This window comes from Xenorhabdus santafensis, assembly GCF_033949405.1.
Lineage (GTDB): Bacteria > Pseudomonadota > Gammaproteobacteria > Enterobacterales > Enterobacteriaceae > Xenorhabdus > Xenorhabdus santafensis.
On the sequence record NZ_VCDN01000041.1, the window covers coordinates 21,793 to 44,409 of the forward strand.

Sequence of the window (22,617 nt, forward strand, 5' to 3'; positions counted from 1 at the left end):
TTGCGTTATGCAGATGAGAGGCGGCTTTAAAGCCACCGATAGCAACACCTGCGGCTGAAAGCGGCAGGTGTTGCCTGTTAGATCATATAATGTATAAGTCGAGGTACTCATTCACGGGGGTATTTTTCAGTGTGAAGAGATCGAGAGAGAGCGTTAGAATTTTTTGTTGTTGCTCTTTCGGGAACCGACGAGCCAGATTAGTCTTGAATTTTTCCTTCAATAACGGAATGCCGTCTTTACGGCGGCGTGCATGACCAATCGGGAATTCGACTTTCACTTCATCAAATTGAGAGCCATCGGTAAATGTCAGGGTTAACGCATTGGCAATGGAGCGTTTTTCAGGATCATGGTAATCATGGGTGAAATCAGGATCTTCGGTGCAGACTATTTTTTCACGCAAGGCATCAATGCGTGGATCAGCTGCGATATCATCTTCATAATCCGCGGCCGTCAGGCGCCCAAAAATCAAGGGAATGGCAACCATATATTGGATGCAGTGATCCCTGTCTGCCGGATTATCCAGCGGGCCTTGTTTGTCAATAATCCGGATGCAGGCTTCATGGGTACGTATCGTTACTTTCTCGATATCATCAAGAGATTTACCATGCTCTTTCAGTTGTTGATGCAGGGTGATTGCCGCTTCTACAGCAGTTTGCGCATGGAATTCTGCGGGGAAAGAGATTTTGAACAGAACATTTTCCATCACATAAGAGCCGTAAGGGCGCTGGAACTGGAATGGCTCCCCATTGAACAGAACATCATAAAATCCCCAGGTTTTCGCCGTTAAAGCGGAGGGATAACCCATCTCACCTTTCTGCGCCATCAAAGCAAGGCGCACAGCGCGGGATGTCGCATCCCCGGCAGCCCATGATTTGCGGGAGCCGGTATTGGGCGTATGGCGGTAAGTTCTCAGGGATTGACCGTCAACCCAAGCCAGCGAAACCGCACTGAGTATTTGTTCACGTGATAATCCCAACATTTGGGCGACCACGGCGGTGGATGCTACTTTTACCAGAACAACATGATCCAATCCGACCTTATTGAAGGAGTTCTCCAATGCCAGACAGCCTTGAATTTCGTGGGCTTTAATCATTGCTGTCAACACATCCCACATGGTCAGGGGAGATTCTCCGCGAGCCACTGCATTTCGCGATAACCAATCAGCGGTGGCAAGTATTCCGCCCAGATTGTCAGATGGATGTCCCCATTCAGCCGCCAGCCAAGTATCGTTGAAATCCAGCCAGCGGATCATCGCACCAATGTTGAATGCAGCTTGAACGGGATCGAGCTGGAACTGTGTTCCCGGCACGCGTGCGCCATTGGGCACAATTGTTCCCGGCACAATTGGCCCCAACAATTTAGTGCAGGCAGGATATTCCAGCGCTTCCAACCCACAGCCTAGCGTGTCTATAAGGCAGTGTTGTGCAGCAGCATACGCATTCGGAGAGACTATGGTGTAGTTCATGACATAATTCACAATATCGACAATGACCTGATCATAATCAGGGCGGTTATTCATAACAGGGGTAGACATAATTAATCCTTAAGTTGCTATTCATATACTCGTTGTCTTTCAAGCCACAGTGTTGTCGGCTGCGTTTACTGCTTTTCGGCCATTTCCTTCCGTTTATTCCCTTTCATCCATTCCCTCCCGGTCACATAGCTTGTTGACTATGCTCCCGGGAATACTTTCCTTGCCGTTGTGCTGCATGTTGGAAATCCACTGGGTATGAACGGAGCTATTTGCGTTGTGCAATGGGTATAAATGCCAAATTATCAGGGCCGACATAGTTAGCAGAAGGGCGGATAATTTTGTTATCTGTGCGTTGTTCAATGATGTGGGCAGCCCAACCGGATGTGCGGGCAATCACGAATAATGGTGTAAACATCGCCGTAGGAACTCCCATCATGTGATAGGAGACGGCAGAGAACCAATCGAGATTCGGGAACATTTTTTTGTGTTCCCACATAATGCGCTCAATGTGATCCGCAATGTCATACATTTGAGTTGTTCCCGCTTCTTGGGAAAGTTGCAGGGAAATATCTTTGATCACTTTATGGCGAGGATCAGAAACGGTATAAACAGGATGGCCGAAACCGATGATAACTTCCTTGCGTTCCAGACGGGCGAGAATATCAGCCTCGGCTTGGGCCGGAGTATCGTAACGTTGCTGGATTTCAAACGAGACTTCATTGGCTCCACCGTGCTTTGGCCCGCGCAGGGCACCAATGCCGCCGATAATGGCAGAATAAGTATCTGATCCGGTTCCGGCGATGACGCGGCTGGTAAACGTGGAAGCATTAAACTCATGCTCAGCGTACAGGATAAGCGATGTATGCATTGCTTTTTCCCACGACTCGCGTGGCTTTTGGCCATGCAGAAGGTGCAGGAAATGCCCACCAATGGAATCATCATCGGTTTCAACTTCAATGCGGCGCCCATTATGGCTGTAGTGATACCAATAAAGCAGTATTGAACTGAGAGACGCCAGCAGGCGATCTGCAATATCGCGGGCGCCGGCAATATTGTGATCTTCTTTTTCCGGCAAAGTGCAACCCAGCACAGAAACACCTGTGCGCATAACATCCATTGGATGCGCAACGGCCGGCAAGGCTTCCAACGCGGCCTTAACACTGCTGGGCAAGCCGCGCAGGGCTTTTAATTTTGCTTTATAGGATGCAAGTTCTGCGTGTGTAGGGAGTTTGTCGTGGATGAGCAGGTAGGCTATTTCTTCAAATTCACAATGGGCGGCCAAATCGAGAATGTCATAACCACGGTAATGTAAATCGCTGCCGTTTTTACCCACAGTACAAAGGGCGGTATTGCCGGCTGTAATACCGGACAGGGCAACGGATTTTTTCGGTTTGAATGAAGTGGATTCTGGCGATCCTGTTGCTGTATGTTGATTACTCATGAGTATCACCTTTGCTATTTTTTTGAGAAAACAGGGCATCCAGTTTTTGTTCAAAAGCGTAGTAGTTGATGCTTTCATACAATTCATTACGGGTTTGCATCATATCGATGACATTTTTTTGGGTACCGTCACGACGCAGGGCGGTATAGACTTGCTCGGCGGCCTTATTCATGGCACGGAATGCCGAGAGTGGATAAAGGGCAATGGCTACATCCGCGCTCCTCAATTCATCGAGGGTAAAGAGCGGGGTTGCACCAAATTCAGTAATGTTCGCTAAAACAGGAACTTGTGTTCTGGATGCAAATTCTTTGTACATATGCAGTTCTGTAATGGCTTCCGGGAACAGCATATCTGCCCCAGCTTCAATATAAGCTGCGGCTCTGTCAAGGGCAGCTTCCAGCCCTTCCACTGCGAGTGCATCAGTGCGCGCCATAATGACAAAATTCTCATCAGTACGGGCATCAACGGCGGCCTTGATGCGATCTACCATCTCCTCTTTGGAAACGATTTCTTTATTTGGACGATGCCCACAACGCTTGGCGCCCACTTGATCTTCAATATGAACCCCCGCAGCGCCGGCTTTAGTAATAGAACGGATAGTGCGGGCTACATTAAATGCTGAGGAACCAAAACCGATATCTGCGTCAACTAGCAGTGGCAAATCACACACACCCGTGATGCGAAAAATATCAGTCAGCACATCATCCAATGTTGAGATGCCTAAATCTGGCAGACCGAGTGAACCGGCAGAAACGCCACCGCCTGAAAGGTAAATGGCCTTGTAACCCGCTCGTTTTGCCAGTAATGCATGATTTGCATTGATGGCCCCGACTACCTGTAACGGAGATTCGGCTTCTATTGCTTGACGAAAAGCTAAACCTGCAGAAGAAAATGCCATATATAACCTCGTTGTTACAAAAAATGGACTGTCACAGAAAATGAATTGTTACAAAAATGGGGGTTGTTTGTATTCGTTATTTATATAAGCAAAGTCTATGCCAAGGATTAAAAAAAGAGAAAAAGTTAGCCTGTATTTACTCGCAATAAAATATTTTATTGTTTTTAATCAAATGGATAATTGATTTTAATTTGCCTGAGTGGTGATCGTTTCGTTATTGGTTATAATGTATACTTGGTTTCATTTGAAATAAAATTGTTTCATATTTGTTTCAAGTGAAGAGGGTGAAACAAAGGGGAAAATATGGTTGCAGAACAATCAGGTGAGCGTGATAACAATAAACCCGTGATCTGGACAGTCTCTGTTTCCAGAATCTTCGATCTTTTCCGGGATATCACACCAGAATTTGCACACCAGGCGGATATCACTCCGATTCAACTGGGTTTTGAACATGCAGTTCAGCACATACGCAAACGTCTGGAAACCGAGCATTGTGATGCTGTTATTTGTGCGGGTTCCAATGGCGCATATTTGAAAAGCCGTTTATCCGTTCCCGTAATTATCGCCAAAGCAAGCGGATTCGATTTTATGCAGGCATTGGCCCGCGCCCGGCACATCAGTTCCCGAATCGGCGTTATCACCTATCAGAATACCCAGCCAGTATTGGAAGAATTCCAAAAAAGTTTCAATTTGAGCATTGAACAACGCAGCTATGTGACGGAAGAAGATGCCAGGGCACAGATCAATGCGCTAAAAGCGATGGGGATTAAGGTGATAGTGGGAGCCGGGTTAATTACTGATCTTGCTTATAAGGCTAAATTGGCGGGAGTTTTCATCTATTCTGCTGATTCTATCCGTCAGGCATTTCGGGATTCTCTGGAAATTGCCAGATTCATGAAACTCAATCAGGCCGTTATTTCCCCTTATCCAACAAAAGATAAGCTGCGTACCCGCCATACAATTCGGGATATCAAAGGAAATTCTGCTGTGGTGGAGCATGTACGCAATACAATCATGCTATATGCCCGTTCAACGGCGACCGTCTTGATTCAGGGAGAAAGTGGAACAGGGAAAGAGCTGGTGGCCCAAGCGATTCACAATGAATATACTTTGCGTTATGGGTTATTGTCAGGTAACAACCCGCGACCGTTCGTTGCCGTCAATTGCGGGGCTATTGCAGAGTCTCTGCTGGAAGCTGAACTGTTTGGCTATGAAGAAGGGGCGTTCACGGGGTCCCGTCGCGGCGGGCGGGCGGGTTTATTTGAAGTGGCGCACCGGGGAACGCTATTTCTGGATGAAATAGGCGAAATGCCGTTACAGTTGCAAACTCGGTTATTGAGGGTATTGGAAGAAAAATCCGTTGTCAGAGTGGGTGGATATCGCCCTATAGCCGTTGATGTTCGCATTATTTGCGCAACGCATTGTGATTTGGATAGTTGGGTACGCGAAGGGCGGTTCCGGGCGGATTTGTTCTATCGTTTGAGTGTATTGCGGGTCAATGTACCGGCCTTGCGGGAAAGGGGAAGCGATATTGGGCTGTTGGCGACGGATTATTTACAACGGGCGTGTGCCGCTCTCAATTTGCCTATAGCCCCACAGAAAATACAAGAGCTTGCGGCTTGTCATGAAGCGCTGCAATCTTACCACTGGCCGGGCAATGTTCGTGAGCTTCGTAACTTAATGGAGCGGATAGCACTGTATTTGAGTGCCCACCCTGAGCAATCTTTGACACCGGCGCTGATATTGTCGCTTTCACCTGAGCGCCAAATTGATATTAATGTGGCTAAGAACGCGCTAAACAATGATGTAAAAATAGCGCCGGCTGAGATATCTCCTCCTGTTCAGAATGCGCTTTCTGTGCATGATATTCTGGCCAGGTTTTCAGGTAATCGGCGTGCGGCAGCAGAGTATCTGGGAATTAGCCGCACGACATTATGGCGAAGATTACAGCAGGAAAAACAAAAAACTGCCGGGATATCATAGGGGAAATGGGTTTACTCAATGCGTTGGTGTCGGATAACAATAGCGTATCCATTCCTGAGCTTGCCATGATTTTCTCAAGGAAATAGCGTTAACTGGCTTTGGCAAAACTTGGGCTAAATGTTATTGCTCACTGTGTTAGGGTGCCATTAGCCTGATTAATAGACCGCGTTGTCCTATAGCGGCCTGATGACCAAATTATTTTTTAGCGTTATTTTTCTCAAGCCATTTTTGCATTTGTTCAATTTCCGGCCCCTGAGCATTGATAATGGCCTTTGCCAGTTCTCTCATTTCGGGGTCTTTGCCATATTTAAGCTCAATTTTAGCCATATCAATAGCCCCTAAATGGTGAGCAATCATGCCTTCAGCAAAAGCCACATCAGGATCTTCAACACTAAGGCTTTTAGCCATATTTTCATGCATTTTTGCCATCGAATTATTCAATTCTTTTTGCATGGCAGTGGTTGTTTCTGAAGAGGTGTGATTCATGTGAGTGTTTACTTGGCTGGCTGACACACCAAAAGACATTGCGGCTCCTAAGGCTACAGCTAAAGGAAGTATTTTTTTCATCATATGATCCTGTTTGGTTAATTAACTTATTCAAAACTATAAAGCTTCCCCTTACAGGAAGGTCAATAAACTTAAATTATATTTAATATAATTTACAAATAAGCGATATCTGGATAATGCGCTATATATCCAGTTACGAGATTAACCTTTTGATGAAATATACGGATGTAAACAAGGGCTGGCTGTGATGAGGGGGCAGATAAATTAGAATAAAATATTGCCAGTACCAGTGTACTGGCGTTTAACATTATATGGCTGCCGATGTGAACCGAGTTAATGATGGGGACACAACAGTCTTTGATTAAATTTTACTTGCCAGCAATTCAGAATAACGTTTCATATCGATATTTCCGCCACTGACGATAATCCCGATACGTTGCCCTTTCAGTTGTTCCCGCATGGCTTTTGCCCCAGCAAATCCCAAACAGCCGGTAGGCTCGACAACCATTTTCATTCGTTCTGCAAAAAAGTACATGGCATCAACTAATTGTTCATCTGAAGCTGTCAGAATATCTTCGACCAGATGGCGAATGATGGCAAACGGGTACTCCCCGATATATTTGGTTTGTGCGCCATCTGCAATCGTTTTTGGTGTATCAATATGAACAATTTCCCCTTTTCTAAACGATTGCTGCCCGTCATTACCGGCTTCAGGCTCGACACCAAAGACTCGGCATTTTGGCGATAAACTGGAGGCAGAAAGAGCCGAGCCGGATAACAGGCCGCCGCCGCCAAGTGGCACAAACAGTGAATCCAGCTCACCGACTTCTTCAAACAAATCTTTAGCAGCGGTGCCTTGGCCTGCGATAATATGAGGATGGTTGAAAGGGGGGATGAACGTCATGCCATGTTTTTCTACCAATTGAGCACAGATATCTTCAGGAATTTCAGTATATCTATCGTAAAAAATAATCTGGCCGCCATAACCTTTGGTGGCATTCACTTTAGCCTTGGGTGCATCTGTCGGCATGACAATAGTGGCTGAAATATTCAGTAACTTCGCCGCCAATGCAATGGCTTGTGCATGATTACCCGATGAAAAAGCAACAACTCCCGCTTTTTTCTGTTCATCACTAAATTGGCTGAGAGCATTCAGGGCACCACGGAACTTGAATGCTCCCATTTTTTGATAATTTTCACATTTAAAATAAACTTGGGCATCGAAAAGTTCATTAACGGTTGTTGATGTGAATACGGGAGTCTTATTGATGTGAGATTTAATACGGGAGTGGGCAGCAGAGATATCATTATAATCGGGAGTAAACTTCATTATTAGAGGCTCCATTAGCTCAGTGATTTATTTTTATCAGATAAAAATACCATATCAAATTTTATTATAATACTAATATTTTGACTGATATTGAGATAGTCATCACTATTAATAATTTTTTAAAATTTAATATATTCTTGAGGTACCCACCCCGTTTCTCCAGATATTTTATGCGCCCAATACCAACCATTTAATACTCTCTCTAGGTACAAATGTTCCCCTGCTTTTACGGTTAATTCATGTGCAGTGTAATTTTCATTACTTATCGCTTGATTAGGATGAGTAATATGTAAAATTTGCTGAGGAACCCAGCCGCTGATATTTAATTGATTTGTCGTCCAAATCCAGCCGGGATATTCAATATCACTATGGCTGATTGCAACCTTTTCCCCGACTTGTAATTTGATGGGGTTTGGGTATTCGCTGACGTAATCTCGAATTACGATGCCTTTTCTCATTTATTCCCCCTGATTTATCTTTGTTTTTATATTCAAATGGTTAATTCATTTCGATAGAGCTGTTATAAGTTTAGTGCATAATGCCAATAAATGGACTTCTTCGTAAAAGTTTTTATGTGTCTTATTATTTTTGTTGAGGATAAATAAACTGAATTGTTTACAATTTAGTCTCGATGAAATGAAGTCGATGGAGTTTTATAATAAACTATCATTTAATAAAATTGTTATGGATGAAATGATAACCTCCAATAATGTAAAGTAAGTATCTTAATAAGATTATCGTAAGGAGAACGGCATGAATAAAATATATAGCACAATATTAGTTGCTGTTTGTTATTTATTGGCTTTCCCTGTATCTGCAGAAGAAAACGAAGTTTATACAGAAAAACAAGCTTCTTTATCTGCTGAATATAATATGGAGTTTAAAAACTTATCTTCTTCACAATATAAATTAAAAATAGATAAAGAAAGCAGTAAATGTATGTATGATAGCGGCCCTAATGAGTTGAATATCGGGCCTGATGAGAAATCTGATATTTATTTAAAAGATAATGATAATATTTTTAGTGGTTGTACATTAAGAGTAAAAAGCGTTAGCTGGAAGGTATCCAGCGGCCCAGTGAGTTGTGATTTAACCTTTGAACATGGGTATGACGCAGGGTGGTATACCGAAATAAAAGGGTGTGAAAATATTGTTGAAAGAGCTGTTTGTGGCGAAACGGATTGTTACGAAATAAAAGCCTATGGCGGAGAGCCTAAAATTGATATTTCTGTGGAATTTCTTGCTGAATAAACTTATTCAACTCAATTGATAAAGAGATTATGTGTATTTATGCAAATTATCCTTATCCGGCATGCCGAAACTGAATGGAACCGGCAAGGCATTATTCAGGGGTGGCGTGATAGCCCGGTAACAAAAAAGGGGCGCAAGGAAACGGAATCACTGATTGCTGGACTTACTTCATTGGGTATCCGGATAGAACGTGTTTTTTCATCCCCGCAAGGCAGAGCATTGGCTATGGCATCGGCCATAGCCAGGAATTTTGGTTGTACATTGGTATTGCAGGATGAGTTGAAAGAGCAGCACTTTGGTCAATTCGAAGGTCAGTACCTTAACACCGTTCGGCGGGAATATCCCGATGCAGCAGCATCGCTTTTTGAAAACGATGCTGATTATGTTCCTCATCAGGGAGAATCATTGGCGCAAGCTGCAAATCGCTTAATTGGTTTTATACAAAAACTACCACTCATTTGTGCATGCGAGACAATATGTTTAGTTTCGCATAGTCACGTCATACAAGCAGCTATTTCATTACTTAAAGAGTGCTCCCTCCGTGATTTTCCTCGCTTTTATCACCTAAATGCCAGTTATTCGATACTGGAAATGGATGAAGCGGATAAAGAACAGATCCATGTCGTTAAATGGGGAATAGCCAGCCATTTGCTGAAAATAGATTGCCATCCCAAAACAAATAATGCTGGTGGAAAGGGGATATTAGGGGGGTAATACCAGTAGGGATAAAGTTTACATGGTAACGCAAGGAGAGTAAGGTTCACTGAGTTACTGTAAAGAGAGGGAACTATATGAAATTAATTCGTGTGTACCCAGACTCGAGTATATTCATAGAGCCACACCGTAAAGCAGTAGGTAAAACTCGGCTTACTATCGTTTGTCATGGATATAAACATGCACTTGGCGTGCCTCGCATCAAGATAGACGATCGATTTTATGGCCCACAACAGATTGCCCAATTTATTCCTGCATGGACTCTTATTACCCGTTTGTATAGCGTCCGGCTGCTTGCCTGTGACACGGCAAGCTCCGATCCTGATAATAAAAATAATCAACATGGAGAATGGAGGGAAGCGCAATCAAACGATGATAGAACATCCTCTTTTGGTTCACAGTTATCTAGCTATTTAAAGAACATTTACATTAGAGCATATGATGGGAGGCTTTTTACCAGTTGCCCAGATGAGTCTATGTGGAACCATTATATGATGGGGGGAGAGAAAGCGTTTACAGATGTCTTTATAAGAGATTTTCAGATAGATAAGAATGAAGCCGATTACCACAGTGTCGTGTTTTTCAATGGCAATATTGTGAAGGAACGCTATTCAATTCAGCCGCTAAGCTGTCTTGGTCTTGTACGCGAATAAAAAGGATGGGTTATCGGAATTTGTGAAAGATGTAGCCTTCAGCAAGGCAGAGTACATATAGAGAGGGACACATGTTCCAGTTTACCGAATTTGAACGGCTACTGAGAATCGAAAACCCAGCTTATGAATACTTCGGGCACAGCTCTTTACACACAATCACTCAATTGGTTCGAGGTGGTTTTGGATCTTTCCATGCAATTCAGTTAGCAGCAGAGATGACGAAAGTGCCTGCCATCAAGTGGCAAAAATACGCAAGGACGAGAAAGTACTTGATGAGTGAATATCCGGGATTGCGTGAACAACTATGCCCGCGGTTAGTCAATTTTCGTACGTCCCGCTGGGAAAAAGGTGCCAAGGGTTCCATTATCCACATGTTGAATTGGCAGAGCAGTACTGGCATTCTGGATGATCTAATGCATATTCGCTTGCGTGAGGATGTCTGCTGGCAAACACATGCAAATGGGATACAGCATTATGTGACCAAAGCCTACCGCGAGGCGAGTACCCACAATGGCCTCGTCGACTATACGCCCGGCAGTTTAGGTATCGGCTGCGACGAACATGATGCGTTAGGCCCATTTAATACTACTGAGGCGCGGGCTTTTACCGGCCCCGGCGAATTGGAATTTGTGGTCACTCAAACTTACCAGCAAAGTGCCAATAACGGTGTTTCTTGGGCTAACATTCCTGATAGTACTTACAGAATTCGGCGGATATTACGCCGTGAAGGGAATCAACTGCGTATTACTATCCATAAGGAAAACCAAAGCAACCCAACCGATGTATACAGTAATACGAGTGTGGTGTGATGAATAGGTAATTAAACTTGGTTTTGGATATCGTTAGAAAACATGTTATTACAGCTGCTTATTTAATTCATATGGCCTAAATCATTCTATATCTTTTTGATTTTAATGAACCGATATAATTAGACATAAGGAGAAAATTATAGTCGTTGTATTTCATGGATTATGATTCATGTATCATTTCTCCCGTAACAAGGAGAATTATATTCCAAATTATTAAATCTAGCTTAAGTTAATATCATGAAAAAAAATATTATGGTAGTTTTCGGGCTTGATAGCCCCAGAGATGATTATTTAAAAAAAGTATATGATAAAAAGATTGCTGGAGACGATAATACTTATATAACTATGGATATCTTAAGTTCTTCATTAGGATTGGATTTATCTGCAAGTAATATTTTAAATGCTATAAACTATTTTATAAAAAACAAAAATGAAATGTTTAAAACTTTTTACCTTTCTAATGTATCAGTGGCTCAAAAAAAATTTTATACTGCAATTTGGTCTTTTAATCATGAAGCAGAAAATGATAGTTATTCTATTACACAAGATCAGGAAAAAACACTTATGGGTTTCATTGACCCGAACACTATCCATTATTTATTGAATAGCTGGAGTGATTTTTTAGGTCGAAATATGGATAAATTATCTCTCCATGACACGTTAACAAGAAGAAATAGTAATAAAGATAAATTCGGCAATGAAAAATTGCATAGTAATTATAAGGCAGGGTTTCTAGCGAAAAACATTCCCTTTGCTTATGTGAATAAACGTATAAATGAAGAGAAAATGATAAAGTCAGGAGATTATCATGCTGGTTCTTCACTGACCCATACAAATTTAATCAATACAATTAAAGATAAAAATTATACTCATAATGCATTTGAATCTTATTTAAAAAGTGATGAAGAAGGTATTGAAAACCTTTTAAGATTCAGGCAAGAAGTGAGCCAGGTTGGATCTTATGATAACTTCGAAAGTTATGAAAAAAAATATCACGGGGAACTCATTACTCGTACTTTTGCCAAGTCATATTGGCGTAAAATATCAAAATTGGCAGTTGACTGGGTTGAGGTCGAAGCTGCAAATCCCAATTCACCTATTAAAGGATTGGTATTTTACATGGAAGATGATAATCGGTTTAAAAAATATAAAGAAAAATCCAATATAAATGAAGAAAAATTCCATCATAATTGGCGTAACTGTGATTATAGCGATATTGGTTCTCTTGACTATAGATCAGCAATTGCACATTCAGAGTTAAGACAAGCAAGGAGATTAATGAACAGCAATGCAAGTCATCGTATAAAGCTCGTTTATGTCAATGATAAAGGCGTTCTTAATCGTATTAAAAGGTTTCTTAATGAAGGTTAGTTAATGTGAAGAGATAAAGCCAGAATATATTTATAGTCATGTGGGATGAACAATCTTTCACAATGATTAATGGTACTCTCCGTTTTTTATGTTGGCCTTCGAAAATATTAAGGAAATTTCATTTCTTGGATTAAAAGAGGATTACAGAGAAAATATCAATGTACTGTTATTAAAATATAAATTATATTTTACGTAATTGCATGAGTAACAGAATAAAGCCGCACTAGTTTATACAGTTGGGCCAGAAAGCGGCCTAGCAGGGTAGGCCGAACTGAAATTATTTTCTCTTTTGAATGATGAAGAAGAAAGAGAAAATATTAAAGTGCACTTAACTCATTAATTAGCGTTGGGTTACGTTCAAGCATTTTAAGTAATTTAAGTGATGAACCTGAAGGAATACGGCGATGTTGTTCCCAGCTTTGAATTAGAGATGTAGAAACGCCAACAACTTCGGCAAATTCGCTCTGTTTTAACCCAAAGGTTTCGCGTAGGTTTTTTACGTCGGGCAGGCGATGGCGATGAATATTTTCAGCAGGAACAGAAAGTTCTCCTTTTTCAATCGCTACCATCTGATTCATACTTTCAACCAGATCGTCAAAAAGTTTTTTGTCCATAGTGTCTCCGTTGTATGAACAAGCCGCGTATCTACGTGGCATTGATTATTGCAATTTATTACTGATAGCTTTAAGTACTTCTTTTTCTTTTGAGGTTAAGTTATCTTTTTTATTTTTAGGGTAAATCAAAAGAAGATAGAGCCTTCCAGTTTTGGTGATGGTGTAGTAGATAATTCTGACACCGCCACGTTTTCCAGTTCCTTCCCGCTGCCAGCGAATCTTTTTGCATCCTCCAGTAGCACTAATGGTACTGCCTTGTTCATGATTTTTTAGTAAATGTTCTTGTAGTTGTCTAAATTCATCATGGGTTAACAACTCTACCCGTTCTCTACTAAATACAGGAGTCTCGATAAAAAGTAGATATTCCATAAAACACGTCCTTGTTCGTCTATGAAAAATAGTTTATTCGTACTCGGTACGAATGTCAAAGTTAAATCGTACGCAGTACGGAAATTTAACATGTGAAGAAAAAGGTAGTTGGCTTTCTGAAAACAATCCATCATTCGTCCATACTGTATAAAACCAGCCAGCATTGTAAACGTCAAAGATTACCATCGAAAGAAATCAGAATTCGTTGCTTTATGTAATAACTCTCAATGCCCAACTCAGTCATTTAAAATCGCTTTTTCATTCTTTGGCTATTTGTAAATCGAAGATAAAGATGGAAACGTGGAAGACTCAAGGTAGTTAATTAAGGGAATGATTTCTATTCGGAAGTTAGAACTGGTGAATATCTTAGCATCTAGGTCGCATCCATTTATTCCCATAAAAATAAAATGGGTGGACGTAAAGTGGACATAGACAAACAAAAATGACTGCATGTTTACGCGCTGGCGAAGCCGGAATGAAGTTGTCAATATATTGAATATAAATTATTTTTTTAGAATTCAATTGTCTGTTGTGTGCCTAAACGTGTACCAATTTTCTCTGGATTCAGGCGGATACTCTCAGGCACAAAAAAGCCCGCATAGAGCAAACCATGCGGGCTTTCAGGACTTCATCGGATGACTCTGGTAATCACCGATGGAGAATTTTGGTGGAGCTGGCGGGAGTTGAACCCGCGATATTTAATAATTAATTCATTGTTTCTATTGGTTTAATTTTTTATTTTGGGGTGCGCGTATCATTTGCGGCTCTTTTGTTGTCCTATCTGAGTGCATGATTATTAAAGAAATTTTCCCACCTCTTTTTTAGTGTTTTTTAGTTCCGTATTTCCATCATATGCGGATAAATATGAGCCGTAATGTCGGAACAACATTTCAGGCCCTTTATGCCCCATTTGCGAAGCGAGCCAGAATAGATTTGCGCCTTGGCTGATGTGCTTAGTGGCAAATGTATGCCTTGTCTGATAGGGATTTCGATAACGGATACCTGCTTTTCTCAGTGTTGGAACCCATGCTTTTTTGCGAATAGCGTCAGCACCAGCCCATGGCTCACCAGTCTTGGGATCTTCGAATACTTCATTGCCCTTTAAAAAGGTAAATGTTTTTTGACTGGAAAGAGCAAATATCGCCTGTTCATTAAGTTCAACCTTGCGTTTTCCGGCTCTGGTTTTTGTTCCTTTAATTACACCAACGACACTGGCCGCAGTAATATGTGCTGTTTTTCCTATAAAGTCGATATCTGACCAGCGCAAGGCGCATAACTCAGAACTGCGAAGCCCAGTGTGAATAGCAAATCGAAATAAATTCTCCCATTGCTTGTTACCTGTAGCTGAAAGCAATGCGGAAACCTCATTGGGTGATAACGGATCAACGATGTATTCTTTCTCTTTTTCTTTTCGTTCTGTCTGGTATCTGGACGCTGTCACCAAATTAACCGGATTTACACTTATCAAACCATCAGTGACTGCTTCATCAATAGCACTGCGAAAAAACGAAAGCTGGTTCCTGATTGTCTTTAATGAAACAGTTTGCTTTTGAATCCAGTTTTTTAAGATCGCAGGTGTGATTTCTGAGACGGAAATTTTATGTAAGTCGGATAAAGCAGATTTGCACTTTTTATAACCACCAATTGTAGATGGAGATAAACCTCTCGTCTCACATATTTTCAGATACTCATCCAGATACTCTTCTACATTACGCCCTATTTTTTTGTTGCCAAAAATAGATAATCGTGATGACCTGGGAAAATACTCCACATATGAAAAAATACCCCTTTCAATTTTATTGTGGATTTCCCCAAGTAATCTTGCAGCATACTTTATGTTTTTGGGGGTTATATCTAGATTAGAAAGGGGCTCTCTACATCTCACCCCTCTATAGGTAAAAGAAATATTAATTGTCTCTCCGGCACGATGTCGGCGTATCATTACCCCTCTGGGTAGAGCGTGTTCATTTTGTTCTTTCTGGCCCATTTAGACACCTCAACTAAATCAATCCAACGTTCTTTCACTCCGTTAACCTTTAATACATGAATCCCTTCCACCCAAACTTGACGTTGTAACCGTTTGTTAATGGCCTCGATACTTTCTCCAGTGTGTTGGCAATATGTCGAAATAGGTACGCAATCTAGGCTAATCATTATTTTTTATCCCTCCTATACCCACATCCCAAAATCAACTTCGCCACTCCCGCAGGTGTCGCCTTATCGCTCCACGCCGCATCAAAAATAATGTTGTTCAGCTCTCCTGCAAGAATGTCATCCAAATTCTTTGGTCTTTCAGAATAGGGCACCTCATTGGGCACCCCCTCCATAATGTCGATAGTAAGTGCGACGATTTCTTTTGCTTCCCGTTCTGGCTTGCGATAGCCGGCTTTCCATACTGCATCGGTAATATCCGAAGGATCACCCCAAGCCGACGCTATTATTTGTGTGAGGTGGAATGAGTTATGGATCATGGCTAACTCTCCTTTGTTACCGGAGCGGGGATATCATCCATATAGCACCAGTGAGTAACTTCATCATTTTCGTGTTCTTGCCATTGCTTCTTATCCGTGTCCCAGTAGTCATAACCTGCACGAGAGATAGAACCTAACGACACATAAACAAGGCACAAAGGAGAGTAATCATCATCATCTATTGGCATTTTTTCCTGAGTACTTACCCAAGGAATTCCCTGAGCTGCGTTGCTTTCATTCGCTGCGTCGATAATATTCATGATGGTTCTCGTTATTTTTTGGAATTACGGAGTAAATATAAAGGAGCGGCGTATATTGTTTTATTTTCATCAAATTCAGAAATACTCTTACGTATTTCTTGGTTAATTAGATTTATGTACGCAACAGGCTCCATACTTTCATATTCAGCGAGTTTCTTTGCAGCGTCACAGAGTGTTATTAATTCATCGCAATCAATTGTTATTTTATTGACGTTATAGTTTTTTGATATTCTCGCTGCTGCTTTCAGTCTGTTCGAAATATCATCGAGGGAGTTATTTTCAAATTTATCGTTCATTATCTAATTCTCCTAAAATCAATTACCCACACCCACGGGTTTGCATCCCAACTACTTTCGCCGTAGATTGATTCCCATAGCTTTTTGTATGCTATTTCTGGGTTTATTTCCCATTCACGCCATTTCCAACCGACATCACAGCCACCGGGTAGACCATCCATATCAGAAATACCAAATTTAAATAATTGTCCATCTTTCGATATTTTCATTAACCCCTCAGCTATCACATCCTGTTCACTGATATCCTGCAATCTCTCAATTCTGATATCTGTTATTTCCAGTAGAATACGGGAAGTCTCGCGCGGTATTTGTTTCGACTCACGCACCCATAACTGCTCACTTATCTGTCCATATGGGCAATGTAATGGGAAGGTTCTGTCATTCCAGCAACCAGCATCAGCCGCCCGAAGTACAAAACCACTCGACGGCATGCCATTGTGATAATATCCTACTCGTAGGCCGCTGAATCTGAGGTTGTACCCATTCTCGCGAAGCTTGAATTCGGCAATCCGCCGTGTTTGAGTTTTTCTACCATCCAAAATCGCGTGAACCATGTCGCCATTAAAAATAATCGATCTCTCTTTCATTTAAACACCCATAATTTTGGTTATGTGTTATTTGCGGCCTTGCTTGCAATGGCTTGTTCTATTTTTACCAAATTGATTACTACTGATTTAAATTCTGCGGGTGCCTTAAGTCTCTTATTGGAATTATTGACTAACGTATTCTCTTTACGAGTGATCAATATCAGGTTACTAATTTGGCAATTTAGGGGATTGCCATCTTTAAAAGTAACTACGCAGTTTTTAGGCCGTTCGCCATGATGCTCTTCCCAAATAACCAGATGCTTCAGTCGCCAAACGCTGGGGTTGGCGATTTTTATTTCCATGTAGCCACATGAGTTAATGCGTTCTGCTCCTACCTCACGCTTATTTCCAATCGCATCGTGGCCTGTTTTGAATGAGCCACTGGTGGCCTTTAGCATTCCTTTGGTGCCTGTATAGACGGGTTTATATCCTTTTTCCCATGTCGCAGATTGCCTAACACGCAACCCTAATCGCTTACGTAGTCCACAAATACTTTCCCTGCTCTGATTCGTGTTAAATTGAGCATTAAACGCATCTGTAAGTTGGTGTCGTACCAACCTATAGTTTTCCTTCATCCACTGCTTCATTTCATCTGAATAGAAAAACAGAGCTTTCTTCATTTTCGCGCCTCCAAAAATTTTGGGGGTGCAGGGATCTCGCCAGAACCGAATGCCCGTTGAGCCTCTAATGCTAATTTACCGTTATTAACAATCTGTACAGCTACACCGGATATCGCTTTTCCGCGCCTGATTTCCATTTCTAATTCTTCACCGGAAATATCTTCGTCAGACAATCGCTCCAATTGAGCAAAGAGATGGTTATTCAAATCTTCCAACGTATTTTTCATGATATTCACCTGTGCTTTATTTACTTCTATCAATATGAGCCTTTAAAACAACAGCCGTTTTTCGATTGGCAGTTTTCTTGCATTCATCTTCATGACGGATATGCAATGTATTTCTAATTTCATTGTGCTCTTTACGATATATTGCCCAGTTTCTATTTTTATAATGCATCGCACAATCAGCTGCCTTTCCCCAAAATAAAGCCGCTTGAATATATTGCTCGCCTTTTTCATGCAAAATAGCTTTATTGGCGAAATTAAAATATTGTTCGTTTGTCATATGTATTCACCAGATGGCAATAAAAATATGATATTTACTCCACACACTATTTTTAATTAAGCGCCGCAATCACGACGCTTAATTTCTTACTGATTATCGAGTTGAGAAATTACCGATAAATGTTTCAATGTCGGCATCTTGGAACTCAATTGTCAGGAGATCGCGAAATTCTCCGGCAATCGCTTCTTCTTTTGCTTCCAGTTGTACGATGCGCAGTACCAGCACTGGAACGTTATCACCGGTCAAGATACTATAGCGTAATTTAAACCGGCGTTCTGACAGGCCATCATAAGGGATACACTTAAATTCAAACGCAGCAGGCATTACTTCTTTGCTTTTAGCTTCGACGCTCTCTAATACTGAGCGCTTGCCGCTGAAATCGTGCTCTTCATGATCTTGGGTTTGTGTTGCTTCAATGGTAATGCGACGAATGGCAGCGATCGCTTTTTTGATATCTAATACATTGCCATCGGAATCAAATGCCATTAAGTGTTCGCGCCAATCTTCCAGCCATTCCGCTAAATCTTTTTGCCGTTGTTTACGGGCATTAATATCTAGCAAGGAACGGAAGGGGGCTGTTTTCTTTAAGGTAACACTGGCCGTATTATCTGCATGGTCAGGACGGGAAAGCGTACCCAAATTAAAAATAGATTCAGCCCGCATTTTTTCCGCATCAATAAAGCAGCGGGTGCCTTCACCAGAATAACCAATAGAATATTTGACGAAATCATCAATACTGGTTGTTTTCATTTCACCACGAAAGCGATATCGAAGAAGCTCAAACTCTTCCAAGCTTTCGATGCGATATTTTTCTGAAATAAGGGCAGCAGGGAAATTTGCACTTTTAATTACATCCAAAGATGAAGCTGCGATACTCATTTCCTGAATTTGAGAAATAGCTGTGCTATCTAATTGAGACATGATAAAACCTCCACTCTTTATTTTGAGTATTAATTAATGTTGAAAGTAAAATAGGAATAAATTAAATCAGTTCGCTGCTCTTAATTTTCCGTCCGGCTCTCCATTGATGGAAAATAAATTCCCCTGATCTTCTTGCATAATTGTTAATTTCCCACCTTTGCCGACATACATCGGTGTTTCAGTCGTATCCTCTTCTGAAGATTTCCCGCGTGGTGTTGGTGCAGTAAATTTCAATTTATGGGAAATCATGACGCGCTTTTCTTCGATGGAATTGTTTAAACGGGCAATATCCATCTCAACAATCACTTTGCCTTTTCCACCGTTGTTAATGACTCCCAGTGCAACTGCATTTAATGACGCGGACAGTTTATTTTCGAATACGCCACCATCCAGTTCGGATAAAAAATCCGGTACTACCGTTGTTCTACTTTCGCTCATGCTAACCTCCGTCGGTTATTGTTATTACTCCACACGTGAATTGGTGCCTGGTTGTTTTACCACCTCAGGCGGTAGTGGTATTCTTGGAAGTCACCACAACAGCCAAGAGAAAAGATAATGAAAAATGATAATTTAGAAGATCGTCTAGCAGCTATTGAGCGCGCTATTAGCTTCATATCTGTTGCCTTACTTGAAAACACCCCTGCCGATGTGTATCAGGAGGATATTGACAACATCAAAAACAAATTAAAGGGCAGTTCAATTGATGCTCAAGTAGTCAAGCTACTTGATCCTTTCACGACTGATCCTCAGGAGCCGTTTTAATCCATCGATCAGTAAGCTCCTTAAGGCGTTTTTTTCTAGCGATATGTTTAGCCTTTTGAGCTTCTTCATCCGCTGCTGCCATAGCAGTGAATACGTCAGCTAAAAATTTCATAGGTGATTCACCTTCTGTATATGTAGTGATCACCTTTTCACCTGCCAATAATTTAATTTCCATAGTCAATTACTCCACACTGTTTTTAATTACCCCACACTTATAGATAAGACCACCAGCTAATGAAAGATCCGACTGCCTACATAAACAAACCCGTGACCTTATCTATAAGAGTGAAAAAGTGCGGCTGGCCAATAAGAACGAAAGGTCGTTCCTCCTGGTGCTGGATTGAAAATCTGGCCAGCCGCGAATTGCTTCAGTACCCTACGACTTAAATCTAAGATAACTTAGTTTTAAATTCAAGTTAAAAATATAAGAAAAATTAGTTTTTATGTGATTTTTTTTAGCTGTGGTAAGTAAGTATTCGTATATCTTATTGTTAATAAATAATTTAATGAGAGTTTAGATAGAAAATTAAATAATAGTTATGTGTATTTGACGTCTGATCTTCACAGTTATAAATTACAATGTATGAAAAATTTAAATCTTGCAGAGCGCCTGGCAGAGGCAATGAAGTTACGGAAGATGACTCAAGGTGCTTTAGCAGAAGCGTCAGGGGTTGCACAGCCTACAATATGGCGCTTAACCCAAGGACAGGCTAAAGGTTCATCAAAAATAATAGATATAGCTAACGCCTTGAGTGTTAATCCTGAGTGGCTAGCTAACGGAACTGGAAGCATGCTGGTGGGCGATGAAGAGTCGGTGACACCTAGTTTAAGCAAGCACCCGCAAATATCTATTTGGAACTCCAATGGCAAAACAGATAATTTTGTTATCTCACCATCAGATAAGCCAAAGCAAACGTGGCGTGCGTATATCATGGAAAGAAATAGCGGATGCGCTGAAGCCCCATACGGTTCAGTTGTAATTATTGATACTGCCATTGTGCCAGGCACAAAAGATTTAGTTATTGCAACCGTAAATCAAAATATATCTGTGTATAAGTTCTTAGATGGAGGAACTTCTGGTTACTTGGCTGTAGATGACTTTCGAATTCCTCTAATAGACTTATCATTACCATCAGCTAATTTATTAGGCGTTGTCGTATTTTTATTGATAGATCTCAGGAAATGGGCGGAAAAAAGCCCGCTAGTAGCGGGCCATACAGTCACTTAGATCTCGTATTGAACGCTACAGGCGACAGCTAAAAATTTACACTGTTCATCGACAAGGGTGCTTTGATACTGAGAATTTAACGGCATTAAGTACTGCTGAGAACCATCTATCATCAGTTTTTTGATAATTAAATGTTTTTTATCACCTTCAGTGATTTGCGCTAGAACAATCTTTCCTTCTGTTGGCTTTAATTTGGGATCAAAGACAACAATAGCACCTTGTGGTATTCCCCCGCCATTAGAGGTAATCATAGAGTCATTTGACATACGTAGTGCAAATGACTCTATGGAAACATTGACAAAAGAGGTAATTGTTTTTGTTTTATTATTCATAATAGGGACTCCTTTCGAATTTATATATCGAAGGGCGTCATCCCAAATCATGAATAAAGGAACCTCATTTGCCTGTCGTATAGACATCAATTGCGCTGCCGGATCTTCCACTCCATACAGAAGATAGTTTTCGGTCGTATTCAAGACCTTGGCAAGTTTACTCAATGCCTTTCCTTTTGGTTCATTTAGGTCTTTTTCCCAATAGCCAACCGTTACACCTGAAACACCAATGGACCTCCCCAAATCCACCTGGGTAAGTTTGTGGCTTTTTCTCAGATGCTTTATCCGCATACCCAAAGATGTGTCATTCATACAATGCCCGATAAAAAAATTAACTAAGTAATTTTAGCTTCTATTGATCAAAATAAACTTAGAAGCTAGTATCTAAGTTTACTTAGATAAAAGGAGTTCGTATGACTGTCGATGAAATCGTGTGCCACTTCGGCACAATCAAAAAAGCAGCCGAATTTTATGGTGTGACTCCAGAGGCGATTTCTATGTGGAAGAGGCGAACTTGTGGCCTCATTCCTAAATCTAGAGCGTTAGAAGCAGAATTGCGCACCAATGGAAAACTGAAATATAGAGCAGATTTATATGGAAAAACGCAGATCCTAGTAAACAAAAGAATAGCTGAAGACTGAAATAAATAAACCACAAAAAAATAAAAGGAGCCGTGGGATGAAAAACGAACATTGGCATATCGAAAAACAGCCTCAATGGTACTCGCGAGTGGTTAAACGAATGATCACAAAACTGTCAGGAGGTTATAAGGAAGCGGCGGAATGGCTGGGTATCACTGAAAACTCAGTCTACAACCGCCTGCGCGATGAAGGTGATCAAGTCTTTCCCATCGGATTTGCTGAGGTTATCCAGCGTGCTTGTGGTGAGCCGTTGCTGGTGGAAGAAATGGCAAGACGGGCGGGTGGCGTATTTGTTCCGTCCCCAGAAGTGGAAGTGGATAGGGAAGATATCGCCGCCAAATTCAATGAACTGGTTGGAAAAATGGGGGAGTTGGCCCATCGCTGGAACGAATTCACGGCGGATGGCGTGATTGATCAACAAGAACGGGAGGAATTGAATTACATCGGTGAACAACTACAGGTGCTGACATTGGGATATCTCAGCCTGTCTTATCGTTATTTTTGTCCCTCAGAAAAAGGTAACGCCCCAGATTCGCGGTCTGAGGCGTCAGTGCGTCAAAAACAGTGTGTGGAGTAATCAA

General features: G+C 41.3%; 31 protein-coding genes. 10 read left to right on the forward strand and 21 right to left on the reverse strand.

The features are described 5' to 3' along the window. Positions 1-82: 82 nt before the first annotated feature. From FE392_RS10800 to prpB, 3 genes are all read right to left on the reverse strand, one after another. A complete protein-coding gene (locus FE392_RS10800; protein ID WP_319930226.1) occupies positions 83-1,534 on the reverse strand; it encodes a bifunctional 2-methylcitrate dehydratase/aconitate hydratase in 1,452 nt (483 codons plus the stop codon). A 205-nt stretch (positions 1,535-1,739) separates the two neighbouring features. Further along, positions 1,740-2,915 (reverse strand): bifunctional 2-methylcitrate synthase/citrate synthase, encoded by a 1,176-nt coding sequence (prpC, locus tag FE392_RS10805; RefSeq protein WP_319930227.1) that lies wholly within the window; start codon positions 2,913-2,915, stop codon positions 1,740-1,742. Beyond that, positions 2,908-3,813 (reverse strand): methylisocitrate lyase, encoded by a 906-nt coding sequence (prpB, locus tag FE392_RS10810; RefSeq protein ID WP_319930228.1) that lies wholly within the window; start codon positions 3,811-3,813, stop codon positions 2,908-2,910. The genes prpC and prpB overlap by 8 nt, the downstream gene beginning before the upstream one ends. A gap of 303 nt (positions 3,814-4,116) precedes the next feature. On the opposite strand from prpB, the gene prpR reads away from it, so the two are divergent. Then, positions 4,117-5,796, forward strand: coding sequence for a propionate catabolism operon regulatory protein PrpR (gene prpR, locus FE392_RS10815; RefSeq protein ID WP_319930229.1), 1,680 nt, complete (start codon positions 4,117-4,119; stop codon positions 5,794-5,796). Positions 5,797-5,991: 195 nt separating this feature from the next. Here the strand turns inward: prpR and copM are convergent, their stop codons facing one another. The 3 genes from copM to FE392_RS10830 all read right to left on the reverse strand — a co-directional run bounded on the left by copM (position 5,992) and on the right by FE392_RS10830 (position 8,091). Next, the gene (copM, locus tag FE392_RS10820) at positions 5,992-6,363 is read right to left on the reverse strand and encodes a CopM family metallochaperone (RefSeq protein WP_319930269.1); all 372 of its coding nucleotides are present in this window, start codon (positions 6,361-6,363) and stop codon (positions 5,992-5,994) included. Between the two features lie 301 nt (positions 6,364-6,664). After that, positions 6,665-7,633: a threo-3-hydroxy-L-aspartate ammonia-lyase gene (locus FE392_RS10825; RefSeq protein ID WP_319930230.1), complete on the reverse strand. Its 969-nt coding sequence runs from the start codon at positions 7,631-7,633 to the stop codon at positions 6,665-6,667. 119 nt (positions 7,634-7,752) lie between these two features. Further along, entirely contained in the window at positions 7,753-8,091 is a 339-nt protein-coding gene (locus FE392_RS10830) for an SH3 domain-containing protein (protein WP_319930231.1), read from the reverse strand. A 295-nt stretch (positions 8,092-8,386) separates the two neighbouring features. Here FE392_RS10830 and FE392_RS10835 point away from each other — a divergent pair, with 295 nt between their 5' ends. The 5 genes from FE392_RS10835 to FE392_RS10855 all read left to right on the forward strand — a co-directional run bounded on the left by FE392_RS10835 (position 8,387) and on the right by FE392_RS10855 (position 12,431). After that, the gene (locus FE392_RS10835; protein WP_319930232.1) at positions 8,387-8,884 is read left to right on the forward strand and encodes a hypothetical protein; all 498 of its coding nucleotides are present in this window, start codon (positions 8,387-8,389) and stop codon (positions 8,882-8,884) included. Between the two features lie 39 nt (positions 8,885-8,923). Next, the gene (locus FE392_RS10840; protein ID WP_319930233.1) at positions 8,924-9,598 is read left to right on the forward strand and encodes a histidine phosphatase family protein; all 675 of its coding nucleotides are present in this window, start codon (positions 8,924-8,926) and stop codon (positions 9,596-9,598) included. A gap of 77 nt (positions 9,599-9,675) precedes the next feature. Beyond that, positions 9,676-10,251, forward strand: coding sequence for a hypothetical protein (locus FE392_RS10845; protein WP_319930234.1), 576 nt, complete (start codon positions 9,676-9,678; stop codon positions 10,249-10,251). A 71-nt stretch (positions 10,252-10,322) separates the two neighbouring features. Then, positions 10,323-11,060 carry a hypothetical protein gene (locus FE392_RS10850; RefSeq protein WP_319930235.1) on the forward strand — a complete coding sequence of 246 codons (738 nt, stop codon included), beginning with the start codon at positions 10,323-10,325 and terminating at the stop codon, positions 11,058-11,060. Positions 11,061-11,297: 237 nt separating this feature from the next. Next, a complete protein-coding gene (locus FE392_RS10855) occupies positions 11,298-12,431 on the forward strand; it encodes a hypothetical protein (RefSeq protein WP_319930236.1) in 1,134 nt (377 codons plus the stop codon). Positions 12,432-12,748: 317 nt separating this feature from the next. On the opposite strand, the gene nadS is transcribed toward FE392_RS10855, so the two are convergent. From nadS to FE392_RS10920, 13 genes are all read right to left on the reverse strand, one after another. After that, the gene (nadS, locus tag FE392_RS10860; protein WP_319930237.1) at positions 12,749-13,045 is read right to left on the reverse strand and encodes a NadS family protein; all 297 of its coding nucleotides are present in this window, start codon (positions 13,043-13,045) and stop codon (positions 12,749-12,751) included. Between the two features lie 45 nt (positions 13,046-13,090). Then, positions 13,091-13,414, reverse strand: coding sequence for a type II toxin-antitoxin system RelE/ParE family toxin (locus tag FE392_RS10865; RefSeq protein ID WP_319930238.1), 324 nt, complete (start codon positions 13,412-13,414; stop codon positions 13,091-13,093). A gap of 796 nt (positions 13,415-14,210) precedes the next feature. Further along, on the reverse strand, positions 14,211-15,401 hold the full coding sequence (locus FE392_RS10870; protein ID WP_319930239.1) for an Arm DNA-binding domain-containing protein: 1,191 nt from the start codon (positions 15,399-15,401) through the stop codon (positions 14,211-14,213). Further along, positions 15,356-15,568, reverse strand: coding sequence for an excisionase (locus FE392_RS10875; RefSeq protein WP_319930240.1), 213 nt, complete (start codon positions 15,566-15,568; stop codon positions 15,356-15,358). Before FE392_RS10875 ends, FE392_RS10870 begins: the two co-directional genes overlap by 46 nt. Then, positions 15,568-15,885 (reverse strand): hypothetical protein, encoded by a 318-nt coding sequence (locus FE392_RS10880; RefSeq protein WP_319930241.1) that lies wholly within the window; start codon positions 15,883-15,885, stop codon positions 15,568-15,570. The genes FE392_RS10875 and FE392_RS10880 overlap by 1 nt, the downstream gene beginning before the upstream one ends. 2 nt (positions 15,886-15,887) lie before the next feature. Continuing rightward, a complete protein-coding gene (locus FE392_RS10885) occupies positions 15,888-16,145 on the reverse strand; it encodes a hypothetical protein (RefSeq protein WP_319930242.1) in 258 nt (85 codons plus the stop codon). Positions 16,146-16,156: 11 nt separating this feature from the next. After that, positions 16,157-16,441, reverse strand: a complete 285-nt coding sequence (locus FE392_RS10890; protein ID WP_319930243.1) for a hypothetical protein — start codon at positions 16,439-16,441, stop codon at positions 16,157-16,159. Next, complete coding sequence (locus FE392_RS10895; RefSeq protein ID WP_319930244.1) at positions 16,441-17,028, reverse strand: hypothetical protein; 588 nt, start codon at positions 17,026-17,028, stop codon at positions 16,441-16,443. The genes FE392_RS10890 and FE392_RS10895 overlap by 1 nt, the downstream gene beginning before the upstream one ends. A gap of 20 nt (positions 17,029-17,048) precedes the next feature. Next, positions 17,049-17,648: an HNH endonuclease signature motif containing protein gene (locus FE392_RS10900; protein ID WP_319930245.1), complete on the reverse strand. Its 600-nt coding sequence runs from the start codon at positions 17,646-17,648 to the stop codon at positions 17,049-17,051. Then, positions 17,645-17,875, reverse strand: coding sequence for a hypothetical protein (locus FE392_RS10905; RefSeq protein WP_319930246.1), 231 nt, complete (start codon positions 17,873-17,875; stop codon positions 17,645-17,647). Before FE392_RS10905 ends, FE392_RS10900 begins: the two co-directional genes overlap by 4 nt. A gap of 16 nt (positions 17,876-17,891) precedes the next feature. Further along, positions 17,892-18,152 (reverse strand): ANR family transcriptional regulator, encoded by a 261-nt coding sequence (locus FE392_RS10910; RefSeq protein WP_319930247.1) that lies wholly within the window; start codon positions 18,150-18,152, stop codon positions 17,892-17,894. Positions 18,153-18,245: 93 nt separating this feature from the next. Next, positions 18,246-19,073, reverse strand: coding sequence for a YfdQ family protein (locus tag FE392_RS10915; protein WP_319930248.1), 828 nt, complete (start codon positions 19,071-19,073; stop codon positions 18,246-18,248). 66 nt (positions 19,074-19,139) lie between these two features. Next, positions 19,140-19,511 (reverse strand): YfdP family phage-associated protein, encoded by a 372-nt coding sequence (locus tag FE392_RS10920; protein WP_319930249.1) that lies wholly within the window; start codon positions 19,509-19,511, stop codon positions 19,140-19,142. Between the two features lie 117 nt (positions 19,512-19,628). Between FE392_RS10920 and FE392_RS10925 the strand changes: the two genes are divergently transcribed. Continuing rightward, positions 19,629-19,835 (forward strand): hypothetical protein, encoded by a 207-nt coding sequence (locus FE392_RS10925; RefSeq protein ID WP_319930250.1) that lies wholly within the window; start codon positions 19,629-19,631, stop codon positions 19,833-19,835. On the opposite strand, the gene FE392_RS10930 is transcribed toward FE392_RS10925, so the two are convergent. After that, the gene (locus FE392_RS10930; protein ID WP_319930251.1) at positions 19,807-20,010 is read right to left on the reverse strand and encodes a hypothetical protein; all 204 of its coding nucleotides are present in this window, start codon (positions 20,008-20,010) and stop codon (positions 19,807-19,809) included. The two genes, FE392_RS10925 and FE392_RS10930, sit on opposite strands and share 29 nt — an antisense overlap. A 408-nt stretch (positions 20,011-20,418) precedes the next feature. Here FE392_RS10930 and FE392_RS10935 point away from each other — a divergent pair, with 408 nt between their 5' ends. Continuing rightward, positions 20,419-21,063, forward strand: a complete 645-nt coding sequence (locus tag FE392_RS10935; protein WP_319930252.1) for a helix-turn-helix domain-containing protein — start codon at positions 20,419-20,421, stop codon at positions 21,061-21,063. Here the strand turns inward: FE392_RS10935 and FE392_RS10940 are convergent. Then, positions 21,060-21,707 carry a S24 family peptidase gene (locus FE392_RS10940; RefSeq protein WP_319930253.1) on the reverse strand — a complete coding sequence of 216 codons (648 nt, stop codon included), beginning with the start codon at positions 21,705-21,707 and terminating at the stop codon, positions 21,060-21,062. The two genes, FE392_RS10935 and FE392_RS10940, sit on opposite strands and share 4 nt — an antisense overlap. A gap of 101 nt (positions 21,708-21,808) precedes the next feature. Between FE392_RS10940 and FE392_RS10945 the strand changes: the two genes are divergently transcribed. Both FE392_RS10945 and FE392_RS10950 read left to right on the forward strand, forming a co-directional pair. Further along, positions 21,809-22,036: a Cro/CI family transcriptional regulator gene (locus FE392_RS10945; RefSeq protein WP_319930254.1), complete on the forward strand. Its 228-nt coding sequence runs from the start codon at positions 21,809-21,811 to the stop codon at positions 22,034-22,036. Between the two features lie 37 nt (positions 22,037-22,073). After that, positions 22,074-22,613 carry a YmfL family putative regulatory protein gene (locus FE392_RS10950; RefSeq protein WP_319930255.1) on the forward strand — a complete coding sequence of 180 codons (540 nt, stop codon included), beginning with the start codon at positions 22,074-22,076 and terminating at the stop codon, positions 22,611-22,613. Positions 22,614-22,617 lie beyond the last annotated feature (4 nt).